We start from the raw sequence: 16,750 nt of genomic DNA, 5'->3' as shown, positions 1-16,750 counted from the left end.
TTGAGAACAAAGATGAATAACGACTTTTTTTTAGAAAGCTATCAAAATTTTTTAGTCAATACGATTCAAGAAAATTTATTGCAAACCAATGAATTAAGAATCGTAACACAAAGTTTAATGCCTCATCAGGTTTTCACTATTTTTACCCACTTAAATCAAGTACTTCCCTTGAGTGATCAATTTAAAAACTATTTCAAGGTTGCTCATGGACTTATTCAATACTGGGAAAATCAAGATCTAAATTCTTTAGATCAACAAGCATTTTCTGATTTAGCAAAAAATAATTGGTTAGATTATGAAGATAAACTTACGTGGTATCGTAATCGTACTTTAAATGATGAACAAGTTGATCAATTACTAATCCTTTTAGTCGGGCTTGATCATACGACAGACAAAGGTGGTTTATCGGATTTCTTTATTTGTGACGATGAAAAAATCTGGTTATCTTTAGATAAAAAATATCAAACTTGGTTAACAACAGCTTTTGAAAGTATAGATATTTATGTTTCTGAATCGCAACTTCAACAATTCAATGCAACCTTTGAGCGTGTCAATCAACTAATTCCTTTAACACTCAATCAACGTAGCCAATTGCTCATGCAATGCTTTACTGATGTTAAGGATCCAACTGAATTCAATGATATTTTTTCATATTTTTTCAAAGTACTGCCTAAAATTGGTATTCCTTACTTAAATATCGAAAATGATCTAAAAGCTTTTCAAAGCAAAAAAGGTTTGCAATATTTAAAAAATGCTTATGAATTTATCAGCCATGCTCGTTATAAAGCAAAAGCCCGTAAAAAAAATGATTTCCAAAAAATCCACAAAAGCTTAAGTGCAGATCATTTTGAAATTCAAGACATAGAAGGAGTATCTTTAATAGAGGTAGAAGCATATTTGGAGAATGTTGAAGCTTTTATCTTTAATGCACACCCTGAAGCAAAAGATTACCTCAAACATCTTGATCTATTACCCCTTGTAAAAGCATTAGGATTAAAAGAAGAGAAAACTTCTGAACCTAAACAAAGTATTCCACTATACCGTGGACATAGCCTTGAGGCAGTTCAAAAAGGTCTACACTTTGCTATACAGCAATATCAAAAAAATAATGATTTTTCAGAAGTAACACAGATTAATATTGCAGTTAAACACTTCCAACATGATTTATCTGATCACAATAATTCAACACAGAATCTTGCTCATGAAGCCCTTGCCCGTATGCTCTTACATAGTGCATTAGGAGGCATTGCAGAGCAAATCAATCACTTAGATTTAGGTTTCCATGAAGTTGAACTGGTTTGCTCACCCCTATTAACATCTGATGATCAAGATACTGTTGAATATTCTTTTAAAACGACAAATCCTGTTGTCTTATTTAAAGTCACGATTTCAGGAGAAAATGAGGAAGAATATGCCTTCAAATGGGCATTTTCAGAATATCAAGTTGAACGTATTCATGTCAGTTTAGCCAATATTTTACATCGTCATCTTCAATCTAACACCCCATATACTTTGCCTATATTTAGTTTACCTGAGCAAGTTTTTAAAGCAATTTATTATGCAACCGATGAGCAAGAAGCATGTCGTTTATTAAGCTTAGGTTTAAATGAAATGAAGATGCATGACGTATTTCATGACTTTTCTTTAGAAAATTATCCTGACATACATGAGCTTTGTCTACTGTTAAAAACCAACTATATTCAATTTATTCAAAACTATTTGGATCATGGGCGTTACTTTGCACAAACCCAATCGCACTTACTCATTACAGCCTATACGCAATTGTGTGAAAAGCTCAAAACTATCGCAACATTTGAAGCGAAAGAAATAATTGAACGAGTCTATTATGCATTCTGTTTTATTGAAAAATCTGAACGCTTAGATTTACACAATATTAATCAAGTTTTACTATCAGCATTTCATCCAAGTGTATTTGAACTCATTCAAGCACAAACTCGATTCATTAATGAAGCAATTGAACTGAATCATCAAGAATCAGAAAATTTACCCACAACGTTCACTTATGACCGCATTTGTAACCTTGCCGAGATTCAATCTCCACTCTTAGCCTTAAAACAAAAACAAGGCATTAGCACACAAGTTAAATCATTTTCATGGTTACATTTTATTGGGAGTGAGCCATCAGGTGAATTAGACTTATCTATTCAAGCACTCTTACAAGATAATGATATTGACGAAGATGATGACGTCAAAGAAATTATCAAAAAAGTACCTGAACAAGATATTATTTATAATGTTTTAACTGATTATGCTTTAGCAAATCATCATGTGAGTAATGGTTTACGTATTTTAGCAATTAATGTTTCTAAACTATCAGCATTACTTTCAGGTTTACAGCAATATTTAAAGCAAGAAATATTAAAAGATAAAAATTCTACACCTTATTATACCGTCCACTTAACTATCTATACGGTGGGCTTATCTCAACTAAATGCTGTAAATAGTTTGCAAATTTGGCATCGTCACTTGCTTGATTTATTTAGTAAACTTGATAAGAAACTAAATTTGCGTATCCATCATTTTGTATCGCAACGTAGTACCATTCAGCAACGACTCTTAATTGACGCCGACAAACAATTATATCCTTGGACAAGTTATGATCTTGCCTTTAACTTTGATTTTCTGCAATCTCAAGCAATTGGTAAAACAGAAGCCGCGCCTATTTATGAATTTGATGCTTCGGCAAACCGTTTAAATGTCTACCCAATTATTTATTATCCAAAACCAACTTACATACAAACTGCTGATCGTCGTCAACTTCTTCTCAGTAATCGACGAATTCAAGTTCAATCCAAACATAGTGATTTAACTGCTCGCTTAGAAGTCACAGACCGTAAGGACTCTGAACAATTTTTTGTGATTTCAGAAACACAATATGATGAAAACTCAAAACAATTGATCGAACAATTACATCAAATGGCGCAATGGGTGGTGAATATTGATCAATATTTTGATCATCACTTATTAAAATTACATCAAACTGAACATACCCATAAAGTCATCAGCTTTAGTTCAGGCTATGGTGCGTATGGTGAACTCAATGTGACAGTTTCTGCTGACAAAAAAGCCCATGGCTTATTGACGTCACAAATCCGTCGTCATCTCTCTGCAAATATGCCATTTTTACGTGAAAGCAATTTAAAACCTCTTGTAGAAAAAATTACTACACTCAATGAAGGTCTGTCTGGTGTTGCTTCTATCAAAGCTATTTTAGGTGAATCAGAAATTATTCGTAACTTATATGGCTATGCACTCTGTATGCAAACAACACCCTGCACAGACGCAGCCATTCTTGAACAATGGATTCCTTTAGATGCCTTCCCTCATTGGTTCATCGATCAAGAATACCGCCCTGATTTGCTTAAAATCGCATTGCAAATTGGTGAAAATAATCAACCAATTATTCATGCAAAAATTATTGAAGCAAAGGTAGGGGCTGAAGTAGAAGCATTATTAACTAAAGCTGAAGCACAAATAGAAGCAGGATTATTGCATTTAAAACAACTATTTACTCCAATTAATGAAACACAAAGTAACAGTTATGATTGTCGCTATTGGTGGGGACAATTATATCGTGCCCTTGTATTGCGTGCTCAACTTGATCGAGCTCAAGTCCGTTTAGATGACTTGAATATTGCGCTCGAAAAACTTTCTGAAGGAAACTACCAAATTCACTGGTCATCTGAAATTGTGATTTGTAATACTGAAACAAAACAGAATTTGTCTGACATCAAAGAATTTTTCTTTACCCATGATTCGTTGCATGGCAATGAAAAAAAATATCTTGTTCATCAATATTCTGCTTTGAGCTTTGAACAGGCTTTACTTAAGGGTATGGATTTAGAATTAACGAATATCAAAGATATTCACACGATAGTTTATACTCAACAACCTACAACAACTGAAAAAATAGATGTTGTAAAACATGAGGATATTTCAACATTCAATCAAGAACAGTCACAAGAACAAACATCAGGCTCTGATTTAGACTTAACTGATTTTCAAACAATAGAAGATTCTACGTCTTCAACAGAACTATCATCAACCTCCCCAAGTACTGTAGTTGAGGACATTGATCAACCTGTACCAGCACAAAGTATCAAACAAAATATTTGTTTTGGTACAACTGGGAAAATGTTGACTCCTGTTAATTGGCCATTTCATCATAAACAATTAAATAACCGTCATATGATGATTTTTGGTTCTTCAGGTTCGGGTAAAACCTATGCCATTCAATGCATTTTATCTGAACTTGCTCAGACAGGGTTATCATCCTTTATTGTAGATTACACAGATGGATTCTTAACGCATCATACAGAAAACATCTATCAAAAAGTATGTAAACCCAAAGACTATTATGTGATTGTCAATCCATTACCGATTAATCCTTTTAAAACCTATAGTAATGAAATCGCTCCAGGAGTAGAGGTACAAGAAAAGGCTTTTAATGTTGCGACACGGGTAAAAAATATTCTCTGCTCTGTCTACAAAGACTTCGGAAGTCAGCAACAAGCCATTATTGATAAAGTGTTAGAACAAGGTTTAGAAAAAAATCCTCAATATCACTTAACGGACTTCTTAAAAGATTTAGAAACTGATAGTGCTCGTGGTGAAAGTGTCGCGAATAAAATAAGAACACTTGTTAAAGTGAATTGTTTTGATACAGAAGCATCCGAAAACTTATATGAAGATAAACTTCGTAACGAGTTCCCGGTTCAAGTCATTCAGCTCACGAACATACCTCGTGACTTACAAAGAATTATTACTGAATTTATTCTCTGGGATATTTGGGCTTATGTACAAAAACATGGTAGCAAAGATAAACCCATAACTATCGTGCTGGATGAAATGCAAAACTTAGATCATGCGCCAGACTCGCCTGTTGATAAAATGCTACGCGAAGGGCGTAAATTTGGTATTAGTTTAGTATTGGCAACGCAAACCATTAGTAATTTTGATAAAGAGCAAAAAGATCGTCTTTTCCAAGCTTCAACGAAATTATTCTTTAAACCTGCAACAACCGAAGTTGATAGTTTCGCTAAACTCTTGAGTCAAGTGAACTCCGACTATAGTGTCCATGATTGGCGTGATCGATTAAATCAACTCAAAAAAGGACAATGCTATTATTTAGGTTATGTCGAAGATCAACATCATCAATTAACCGAAAAAATTATCCTTACCAACATCACTGCACTTGAACAACGAGGTTTTAACCTATGAACCTCACTTACAATTTTCCACAAACATTCAAGTTAGAACCACTTCTGCTTGCTAAATTACTCATTAAAACTCATGAATATCATATTTTAAATGGCACAACACATGAAATTTCAGAGTTAACAGGTATTCCTACGGGTACTAGCTCAGGCAAAGTCGAACCTACGATCTCTTACGGTTTTAGTAGTGGTTTGCTTTTTGCAGCAAAAACACAAGGTATTTGGACTTTAAAACTAACACCTTTAGCTGAAACTATTTTGCAAGAAGATAGCATGTTAAATGAAGATGTGAGTTTATTCATGATGCATTTAATGATGAATCGTGTTGACCCACAACAACTGCAAGAAGGTCTAAATGCCGCTTGGTTTGATGTCTGTATTTCTAGTAAATATCAAATTTCAGATACATTTAATTTAGATCAACTTGAACAATATGTAAAAGATAAACGTGGTGATCAAAAATATCTAGGTAAGCTCCTGCGCCTCATTCTTACAAGTTATGATCAAAATAATGTAGATGCTCCTTTTTATAAAATCCCTGTATTTCAGGTCGAACAAGCTCAAACGCAAATTGAAATCAAACGCTTAACTGCACCTTTAGAATATAAATTTTTCCCCGCTTACAGTTCATTTTTATTCCTTGAATGGGACCGACTATTTTCATCACAGACACAAATTAGTTTTGATGATTTTTTGACACAAACGCGTTGGAATTTATTAATGAATTGGTCCAATAAGCACTTTAATCGTTTATTAGATTGGATGGCAGAAAAAGGGTTTATTCAAGTCGATCGCCTAACAGGAAATGCACTTATTCTTAAGTTGCTTCCTACTGATCGTGTTTTAGTAGAATTTTTTAGTGAGCTTGTATAATCATGAAATTACAAGAATTAGTACAGTTTAATCAACAAAGTTTTTTTGAGGGTGCAGTACAACTTGGCTGGTTTCAAAACCGTATAGATCAAGCCAATATTGCGGCAGAATCATTTATTTTTCATGGTCCTCACTACCACGGCGCAGTCAATGAACAAGATCAACATTTACTTAAAGACACCGCTTCACTTGTTGTTGAATTGCTCGAAAGCCTTTCACGTGCAAAACAAGGTCGAGAAGATAATCCTTACTGGCTGGCAACAGCAGGATATGGTGCAGGTAAATCACATCTAGCAGTTACCTTAGCTACACTACTATCAAAACCTAATACACCCTTAGCTCAAACTATTTTAACGCATATCGAACGTGTAGATGCATCACTTGGAAAGCGTGCAAAAAATTGTTTTGAAGATCTAAAAAAACCAAGTTTAATTATTGCTTTAGATGGTATGGGCAATTTTCACCTCGGTAATCAACTCAATAAAGTTGTACTAAAACAACTCGAAATCCATGCTGTTGATGCCCAAGCTGTACGTGATCTATCTCCACGCTTTCATAAAGCACAACGTTTTGTTGAACGCAGCTATCAGATTTACGCTGTAGAATTTCAAAAAAACTTAACTCAATTTGATCAAGCACAAATTTTGCAGGCACTTGCAGAAAATAATGAAGATGTTTATACCGCAGTCGATCAAATTTTCTTAGATGTAACAGGCAGTGCTATTCCTGTAGAAGGTCAAGAATCTGCACAAGACCTGTTACAAACCTTATGTGACACCTATTGTGGTATAGATAAACCTTTCGAAAATATTATTTTACTCTTTGATGAGTTTGGTCGATATCTTGAATATGCCGCAGACCGACCTGATCTTGCTGGTGATTCTTCACTACAACAAATTTTCCAAGGCATTCAAGATAATGCTGATAAAATAAGATTTGTTGGTTTTATTCAGTACGATTTAAAAACATATCTCAAACGCTTTAACGCCAAAGATTCTAGACAATTACAACGCTATATCACACGCTTTGATACAGCGAATAAAGTACATCTTTCTTCAAATTTAGAAACTATTTTTGCCAATCTTATTCAAAAAAATACGCAAGAATTAACTCGCTTATTTCAACAATATCCAAGTGAAGATAACTTCCATCAATCTTGGCTACGTCTTGCACAGTATTTACCTAAAACCAAACTATACCCTGTTTGGCATGATGAAAACCTATTTAATCAAGTTATTGCAAAAGGTTGTTGGCCATTACATCCGCTTGCCACATGGTTACTCACACGCCAAGACCATACTGTACAATCACGATCTGCATTGACGTTCATCCGAGATTTACTACAAAAATCTGCACAATTAGATGTTTTCAATCAACCTCAACTTTTCCAAGTTTCGGCTGCTGACCTTGTACATGATTATTTGCTTGATGAGATGCTTGCAGCTGAGCGTAATACAGGTGCAAATGTTATTGAAACATTGCAAATGCTCTTACAAAAATTTCACAGTGGTTTTCAAAAAAATAATTCAAAAACTTTAACTGCTATTGCGATTTTAGAAACCCTCAAATTACGTCAACTCAATCAATCTCAAGCCAATGAAATTCTACAAGAATTGACAAATTTTGATGCCATTCAGCTTCAAGAACAAATCAAAAACTTGTCTGAATTAGGTGCAACTGAATGGAACTCAGACTTAGGGCGGTATGAGCTCTTAACCGATGGAGCAAGTCGTGCAAGTTTCACGGCATGGATGAAAAAAACAGCGGCTCAATTCACAATACAGGATATTGGTGAGCTATTTATTAGCAAGTCTTATGATATTGGTTTAGGTCACGTTGAGTGTGACTTTGCACAAAAACACAATATTTCAACTCCTGATTGGGTATTCCAACCTAAAAGCTATGTTGCCGAACAAATTTCATGTGAAAATTTAGAAATTCTGATTCAAGATTGGCAGAACAATATGACCTATAAAGATGCTAAAGGTCGTATCATCTATATCTATCTCAATAGTCAGCAAAATTTAGAGCAGTATCAAGCTAAAATCCAACACATGCTAGAAACAGTTTTAGCAAAATATAAATTAACTAAATTACCTTTCTTATTTTGCTATCTCAATGATCAAAATGATGAACTCAGTACTGCTTTAGCACGTCTTAAATCTTTTGAAATAATGTCTGCTGCTGATCAGCAACAATTTATGCGCTTTATACAAGAAGAGAAAGATGATGTACTTACTGTATTAAAAAATACCTCATCAAAACTAATGAAACAAAAGGAATTTTTCTCACCTCACTATCCAGATTTACCTCTAGGCTTACTCAAAAATGTTGCAACAGCATTATTTGAGCATAACTATAAAAATACCATTCCTTTTGTTTTTGATGGCTTCCGCTTAAATACTGCAACAGCACCCTCAGATATTGCAGCACTCTTTAGTATTATGGTGAATCGCCAATTCTCTATTGCATGGTTACAAGGGCAAAAGACACCTTTACAAAACCGTTTTGACACTCTATTTAAAAAAAATTGGCAAGCTATAGATACCATCACGGGGAAATTAGCACTTCCCCAACAACAAAATGTTAAAAGCTTATATGACTTTATAGAAACAACATTTGCGATTAAACCTGACTTAGATTTAAAAACGCTGTATCAAAAACTTGTGATGCCAAGTTATGGTTTAAATGACTGCTCATTTGCACTCATTCTAGGTATCTACCTTGCACAAGAAACACCACAATATCGAATCCTTCATCAAGGTAAACCAAAGAATCTTACTGAATGGTTGAACTTAGTTCTAAATAAAAAAACAGGGACTTTACTCAATTTAGATATTTTGGCACATACTCAATTGCAAAAAATGGAAATGAGTACACGTGATGAATGGATTCTACTATTCAAGCAATGGAGCCAAGAATCACATCCAAAAAAAATTATTGATATCTTTCAATCCATTGAAAATAAAAAGAAAGTAGACCAGATTCCGTTAGATTTAGAAATTCAATATAATTTGTTATTCGATAAATTTAAAACAACCTATGAAGAGCATAAAAAGCAACAAGATAAGTTTGATGCTATTTTTACACAAATGCTTAGAGGTCTTGAAAGTTCGGATATTCGTGACTATAGCAAACTTCTGCAAGCAACCTCAGCCTTACTTAAAATAGCGAAAGATATTGATCTTAAAAAAATTCATATTGAATTACCAACAAAATCAACATCTTTACATGAGTATATATCACAAGGTAAAAATAGTTTATCCACAAAATTCAACCGCTTTCTTGATAATATCATTCTCACCTCTCATCATGAAATTATTAACTTCCGTGAAAAATCAGAACACTATCAACGTGCATTTAGTAGTTTACAAATGCAACAGGAAGCAAATAAAGTACAGGATAAAACAGCACAGTTGATTCAAAGAGTTGAGGAAAAGGAACGCTTCAAATATCTTCTTCAAGATATCGAAAGTTATATTTATACCTCACCGAATCAAACAATGAAGAAGAAAGATCTAGAAATTCTGATTAAGGAAGGTGATCGTCTTTTAATTGATATTGACAATAAACCATCAATTTTTGACTCAACACAAACACTTGTTGAAAAACAAAATGGTATTCGCGCAGTCCAAAATATTTTTAGACAAAGCATTACAGATGCGAGCCAACACTTTACAAATTTATATGGCGGTTTTAATCAGTTAAATGATTTAAAAATTCGCTTATTAGATGCTGAAGAGCTTTTAAAGTTCTTTGTTTCAACTGATGAATATGATGAAATATTAAAAATTCAGAAACAGCTGCAATTCGCCTTTGATCGTATTCAATCTTGGATGACACAGGGTTTATCTAGTCAAAAATTATATGCTTTTTTAAACCAGGCGATTACCAAAGATCATGAGGCAATTTCTGCTTTTTTAAGTGAACAACAAATTGATGCTGAATGGGATTTTGTTGAAGAAGTATTTGAACCTATTCGTGATGAATATGTACAAAGAGCAAGATCAATCGCAGAACATTGGTTAACCCAAACACAAAATGAGCTTTCTTTCACACAACAAGATATTTCCATTCTACGAACAATTGTTCAAAAAATTGAAGCCGCACCAGAAATCTTCGACGAAGACCAAATCAGCATTTTACAAGTATTAAATCAAGAAATCCTTCAACAGTTTAATCAATGTCATATGCAGCATTTTCAACATTGGTTTACAAATCTTGAGCGTGAGTTGATATCAACATCTCCACACAAAGCAGAATTAATGCAATTACGCACAAAGCTGAATAGTGTTCCTCAAATACTTTTACCTTTATTAGATGAACAAGAGCAAAAGATCTTTACACTGCAAAAACAAATTTCTTCTGCTTTAGATTTAATTTCATTAGAGGATTTAGCGGAGCGTATTAATACATTAAGCCCTGAGTTAAAACAGAAATTACTTTCTATGGTGAATTAAAAAAATCCTGACAATGCCTATTCAGGCATAGGGTCAAATTATTATTCGTAAGCAGTTGCTGAACATGCCTTATAAACTCATCCTATAAGGTATAGCATCTAGTGAAGCCCGCTTGAGTTCAAGTGGGCTTCACTAGATGCTTACGATTTACAACATAGATTGAATACAAATCTTGTCTCTAAATGGATCCATCTTTTGGATCGTGAGCAAGTAATTCAGCCATCAATTCTCTAAACCTAAACATCTGCTGAACCCTATTGCAGCATTCTACTTGTAACAGGTTACACAAGCACCACCACCTTCGATATCATCATATATTGCATCTAGATCAACCATTTCAATTAACTGATCATCATGCAGCATATTACGACGGCGTTTTTTCTTAAACTTTTCCATCTTTTTTTCATGGTCTGCTTTAATTTGCGCAATACGTTTAGGGTCTTCAAGTGTACTTAATGGCGTGTCTTTCCCCATCCAATAATAAGTTTCACCATTGGTGGATTTATCATCTTCAAATTGTTTCTCATAGGCTTTTGCCTCTTCAAATTTTTCAGGATGACGCTCTTTTAAACGTACCCATTCAATTTTCCGCTGATAAAAACAAAATGTGCATCCACTACGTGAACGCCACTCATAATATTTTGGTAGTCCTAAACCTGTACTTTCTAATAGAGCAATAATATCTTGCTTCACTAAACCATCTTCAGCAAATGGCATCTTAGTCGTCAAATATTTTTGGGTAGGAACATATCCTTCACGCCAAGGTTCATCTGCACGAATACCAACATAACTAATAATTTCATAGCCATCATCTAAAAATGGTTTAACCCACTGCTCAAATGGAACCAATTTCATCTGTACCGTACACCAACGTTGATGTCCTGAAGGTAGGAAATGATTGTATTCTCTTAACCAATAATCAAAATCTTTATCAGAACCTAAACGTAAAATTGGTTTACCTAAATAAGACTCTAACTGATTAAGATATTCCATGACTTCAGGAAGTTCTTTTCCTGTGTCCGTAAAAAAATATTCTATATCTAGTTCAGGATAGTGATCTCTCATATATACCGCGAGAGCTGCGCTATCTTTTCCACCAGAAAGACCAAGAACATGCTTTACTTTTCTGTCAGACATGTTCACCTCCTTTTTCAGAATGGGCTAAATCTAGATACTCTTTTAATAATTCATATAAAAGAATCGCTTTAGTATCTTTATTTATATCATGGCTATCTAAATATTCTTTAAATGAGCTAATCGTAGATGATACTTTCTCCTCTGTTTCAGAGGTAATGCGCACATCACGATTATATTCCTCAAAACCTTGAGGTGTATTCACAATAATTGCCAAATGCTTCTGCTCATCCAACATATTTAACTGAGGATGACCATTTTTAACGAAAAAGCAGAGTTGTTTAAAACGCTGTATATAATTTGGAATATTTTGAAATGCCTTTTTAAGGCTATCATCTGTCCAGTCTCGTTCAGGCATTTGTGACAATAATGTAATGATATTATTAAGCCATTGCTTAGATGCGTCATTACTTTTCGTTAAATGAAAGGCAAATTTTTGTAGCTGCCAATCCGCTGCAGAATGACTAATAATCTCTGCTTGGGCAAGTAATTCCGGAGTTAAACTTCCTAATTCATGCTTTAACTCAGCTTCAAACTTATCCAACAATCGACTTTTTGCTTGCTCTAATTCTAAAAATAAACTACTCATATCTGATTTAATAGAATATTTTTTTGCATTTTCAGCATCTAACAAGTCATATAAATCTTCAAATAACAGTTTAAAAGGATCATCTGCCGTTAAAATGACTGCCCGTAATTTTTGTGTTTTCTCACTGAAAAAGTCCTTATTTCGTGAATGCTTAACCCATTTTGACTTTTTCATCAGTGTAGAAACAATAAAACGTGCCACTTGTAAAGCTGAAGCCTCTATCGGCTTTTCATAATTTTCTTCAATACTATTTGCTAAAAGATCAATAAACTGTTGTTTCTCAACCTGGCCTTTTACATATTTGATTGCGATTTCATGAGGACGTTTCACTAACTTATTAATAAACTCTTCATCCATGTCACTAATAAAACGAAACTCATTCGTAATATCTTGGTCATAAAAAGCAAGCATATCTTTTTTCGCTTGTAATAAAGCGAGTGCAAATATAGGCAAAACACCCTGAGGTAGACCATAAGGTGCAACTGTCCATTTTGCTTTTTCATAAAAATCTGAAAGTGTCATTAAACCTTTATTTTCTTTAATGACCTTAAAACCTTCTTCTAAAAAAACATGTGAATTTGAGTCTTTTGCCTCATGTTGCTTTGGAATAACAAAAGCCCATTGCTGTGTTTTTGTATCTAACTGATGAATACCTAAATGTTTTAAACAAGACAAATAAATCGCTTTCTCCGCAGGAAATTTTTCAATCCCAAGATTTTCCATTTCTGGACTATGGAGCATTCTTTCTAAAAGCTTTCTGCGCCCAGAGGCTGCTGAACTGGAAATTTCATTTCTAACAACGAGCTCATTAAAAACTTTAGGACAGAGGTAAAACATCTTATCTGCTATATCAGATGCAATAATAGATAATTGGTTTTTTTCATATTTTTTCCCTGAATAATACCAATTAACAGAATCAAAAGATTGATTAAAAAGCTTATCTAATTGTTGATAGACATGATTGTAACGCACATCAAATTCTTTGTTTGATGCTGAGTCAAACATCAACATGGTTTGATCTTTCTTAATCTGTTGTAATACAAATAGCTCTCTCGCCCAAGTATCTATTTCTTTATAGTCATCTGTCTTGGCTAAAATATATTTTGGAAATTTTTTAGAAAGCTCTTTTATATCCTTTTCAGATAGTGATTCTTTAGCTAGAAGAATAAAATTAGCAATAGCTTTATTCACACTATGATTTTCTATAGTGTGTAAATTAGTTAATGAATGAATTAAAAATTTCCCCATCCATCTCATAATTCCTTTTTCTTGATAATGCCTTTTTGCCAGTACAATGTTTTCTTTATACCCGGTTAAATCCAAATAGTTTTGGTTTTCACTCAAATTTTTTAGCTTTGAATTTACTAACTCTTGAATATTAATAGATGAAGAATTTACTACTACATAAGATTTTGTTGTATTCAAAAATCTTAAAATCTTCCAATCCACTAATGTATCTAAATATACATCAATCAATTCCCCTTGATTTTCATCACAATAAAAACTGTATTTTAACAACCCCTTTGTAGGATATACGCCGAGAGACTTACCAAAAATGTTCATCATTGCAATTGATTTAATAAGGTTAAAACATAATTGCGCTTGTGCAATAGTCTTATTTTCCTCATTTAGTTTCTTGCTCACTAGAGTCAGCGACTGCTCGACAATCCCCCAATCGTGCCCTTCCTTCGAACTTAAAATTTGGTGCTCTAAGTTATGACTTAGATAATCCCATAGATCAACAATTGAGTATTTTTGTTCTAGTAACGTATTTGCATCAAAGAACTTTCTTAAGCTGTAAGGCTCTGCAGACATTAAAAAGCTGAATATACTTCGTTCATTTTGGCTAAAACTACTTTTAGCAACGGCGCCTAGCAAAACTGACGACAGAGGATGTAAAGGCAATGAGTTATAAAAATATTCTTTAACTTTTGGACTATGATCAAGTAATCTAGATCCAATAAATTTTTGAACTTTATCAATCAACTCTTGGTTTTTGTTTTCAATTGTATCTGGCAACGCTCTTTCTGTTCTTTTAATCGTTTTTGAAACAAGAGCTATAGACTCATCCAGGGAAATTCGATATGAAATATCAATATATCTACCTTGAATTTTCGACCACTCTAGAGCAATTTGATGATTTAACCCTCTTGCATAATCAGCAAAAGACTGATGTAAGATACCAACAAATACAAACGGACATTCTTGTGTAGATAACTGTTTAATTTTTTCAGCTAAGTCTTGAAAAAAATGTAGATTTCCTGAATTTCTCGCAAACGTTTCTAATAATTTACCCATTTCATCTAAAATGAATAAAGTTCCAGAAATCTTTTCCTTTAAGAGGCCAAAGCTAATGATAATAAAGTTTAATAGTTGCTCTTCATTCTTTACATCAGCATCTATATCGATATTTTGTTGAAGGTAATTTAATAAACCAGCAGTTTCTACTGCATTTAAAATAGCTTTTCGTAGAAGTTCAATTGGTTCTACTACACCTGCTACAGCTTTAATGACAAGCCATGGTTTAGTATCTATTTCTTTTGTACAGAAAACTTTTTCTAATTTTGTGTCCAATTCTGGATCATTTATCAAATTTTTAACAGCACTACGTACTTCACTATCAGGATGAATATATCCCGTCAATATCGCAGCTAAAGTAGACTTACCCGTGCCATAACTTCCCGTAACAGTAAACGTTGAGCTTGTTGATGAAACTAATGTAGATAAGGCATTATACGCTGTGCCGTGAAATACGATTTTTTCAAAAAAATCTTTGGATATATTAGCATCTAAACGTGTAGAAAGTAGATGATTAACATTAACTTGGTAATACTGATTCAAATTATGTGTTTTCATCTCAGTTGGTCTCACTATAAATATTTTCTAAAAGATTATCTAGATTTATCGCTCGGATATCATCGCAAGCTAAGCTTCTAATACCTTTATTATCTGACCAATAAAAACGTACATCTAAGTTTGCACATTGATTTAAATAACTATCTATACCGAAATTATTAATTCTAAATAAACGACCTGGGCTACCTGGCATTGTCAAAATACTATCTACACTAATAGTGGATGAATCTGGAAAATACATCTTCCAAAAATCAACTAAACAGTATAGAAATACTTCAATTTTAATTTCTTTATACTCATTAAAATCAGAAATATAACTATTTCCAGCCATTTCATAAATGAGCTTTAATTCATTTAGAGGTGATACAAAAAACTCTTCTCCTTTGAAGGATTTATTTAATTTTTTTGCATAACATAAGATAAAACAATCAAAATCTTTTTGTAGCGTAGCAATCGCAGAAATTTTTTGATTCTCGGCTAGTAGCCAATCTTTAAGTTCATTTACCAGATTTTCTTTAGTAAAATATTGTGAGTTAGAAAAATTGAAATACCATCGAGAGAAAGTAAGCTCTGAATAATTCTTTTGAATAAAATAGTGTAACAACCAATTTGATTCAGGTTTTTCCAAGTAGGGATCTAAGTTTTCGATGATTTTTGTTATGCTTGAGAGGTATCTTTCTTTAGAAGATGTATCGTTAATAGGTTTGAGACCCGCTATCTCAGTCCAATACTTAATACTATTGACCATATTTTTACCTACACCCAGGTCAACAACCAGACTCTCTTCATTTTTTTCATTATAATTCAAGAATTTATAAGACTTATTCAACCAACCATATCTTAATGCAAAGGTCTCATGACCTGAAAAACGTAGCGTAAAACTCATAGTTATCTTAAAAAGTAAATTTACTGGAAGATTATCTCCAGTAGCTTATACATCATTATAATTTTATTCAAGGAATAACTCCTTTGTTACGACATAACTTGTCTTTCTAAGCTGTACATTTAAGTATTAATATGCTAATCCAAGATATTTATACATCTGCTCTCATACAAGTAAAAAATAGTATGAATGTCCACAGTAGGCTACTTACACTTTACTCACAACTAAAACACCTTAATCCATTGAAAGTATTTATAAAATATTTCTACGATTCCCATCGCTCATTCAAAAATTTAATCGCTAGATTCATATTAATGTTATTAAACCTACTTCAACCCAAACCCATCTAGGGCCAAAGGGTCAAAGGGTCAAAGGGTCAAAGGGTCAAAATTTCCATCAAACATAAACTCATCTGCTCGCTCTTTTTTCAATGTCGCCAGAGCATAAAAGAAACATTTTTCACATAACTGCAATTCATATCTTTCCCCGTCATGCTTTGAGCCATAATCCCAATTTGCTGATAAGGTTGCAAACTCTAGTTGAGTTGATTGATTACATACATCACATACAACATCTGTAACGACTTCTACCTGTTTCAGTTGTTTAATTTCCATATACGGCTCCAGATATCAATCAAGTTAAATTTGTCTACATACTTATCAGAAATTGATTCCTGTTTGTTTTAATTACCATTAAAAAAGATCAAAAATACTATATA

The 16,750-nt window shown here is 33.3% G+C and carries 7 protein-coding genes; 3 read left to right on the top strand and 4 right to left on the bottom strand.

Annotation, left to right across the window (positions count from 1 at the left end; all coding sequences use genetic code 11):
- The first annotated feature begins 12 nt into the window (after positions 1 to 12).
- Genes FTT98_RS08785 through FTT98_RS08775 form a run of 3 tightly spaced genes read left to right on the top strand, consistent with a single transcriptional unit; the run spans position 13 to position 10,570 of the window.
- Positions 13 to 5,241, top strand: a complete 5,229-nt coding sequence (locus FTT98_RS08785; RefSeq protein ID WP_180177282.1) for an ATP-binding protein — start codon at positions 13 to 15, stop codon at positions 5,239 to 5,241.
- On the top strand, positions 5,238 to 6,110 hold the full coding sequence (locus tag FTT98_RS08780; protein ID WP_180177281.1) for a hypothetical protein: 873 nt from the start codon (positions 5,238 to 5,240) through the stop codon (positions 6,108 to 6,110). Before FTT98_RS08785 ends, FTT98_RS08780 begins: the two co-directional genes overlap by 4 nt.
- Positions 6,111 to 6,112: 2 nt before the next feature.
- Positions 6,113 to 10,570, top strand: coding sequence for a hypothetical protein (locus FTT98_RS08775; protein ID WP_180177280.1), 4,458 nt, complete (start codon positions 6,113 to 6,115; stop codon positions 10,568 to 10,570).
- Positions 10,571 to 10,837: 267 nt separating this feature from the next.
- Here the strand turns inward: FTT98_RS08775 and FTT98_RS08770 are convergent, their stop codons facing one another.
- From FTT98_RS08770 to FTT98_RS08755, 4 genes are all read right to left on the bottom strand, one after another.
- Complete coding sequence (locus FTT98_RS08770; protein WP_180177279.1) at positions 10,838 to 11,707, bottom strand: phosphoadenosine phosphosulfate reductase family protein; 870 nt, start codon at positions 11,705 to 11,707, stop codon at positions 10,838 to 10,840.
- Positions 11,700 to 15,149, bottom strand: a complete 3,450-nt coding sequence (locus FTT98_RS08765; RefSeq protein WP_180177278.1) for a hypothetical protein — start codon at positions 15,147 to 15,149, stop codon at positions 11,700 to 11,702. Before FTT98_RS08765 ends, FTT98_RS08770 begins: the two co-directional genes overlap by 8 nt.
- 1 nt (position 15,150) lies before the next feature.
- On the bottom strand, positions 15,151 to 16,035 hold the full coding sequence (locus FTT98_RS08760) for a DUF4007 family protein (RefSeq protein ID WP_180177277.1): 885 nt from the start codon (positions 16,033 to 16,035) through the stop codon (positions 15,151 to 15,153).
- A gap of 365 nt (positions 16,036 to 16,400) precedes the next feature.
- Positions 16,401 to 16,646: a hypothetical protein gene (locus FTT98_RS08755; protein WP_180177276.1), complete on the bottom strand. Its 246-nt coding sequence runs from the start codon at positions 16,644 to 16,646 to the stop codon at positions 16,401 to 16,403.
- Positions 16,647 to 16,750: the final 104 nt, after the last annotated feature.

Source organism: Acinetobacter sp. YH12039 (genome assembly GCF_013420015.1).
GTDB classification, from domain to species: domain Bacteria; phylum Pseudomonadota; class Gammaproteobacteria; order Pseudomonadales; family Moraxellaceae; genus Acinetobacter; species Acinetobacter amyesii.
Note: the sequence above shows the minus strand (reverse complement) of the source record. Positions and strands in the feature narration are given on the sequence as shown.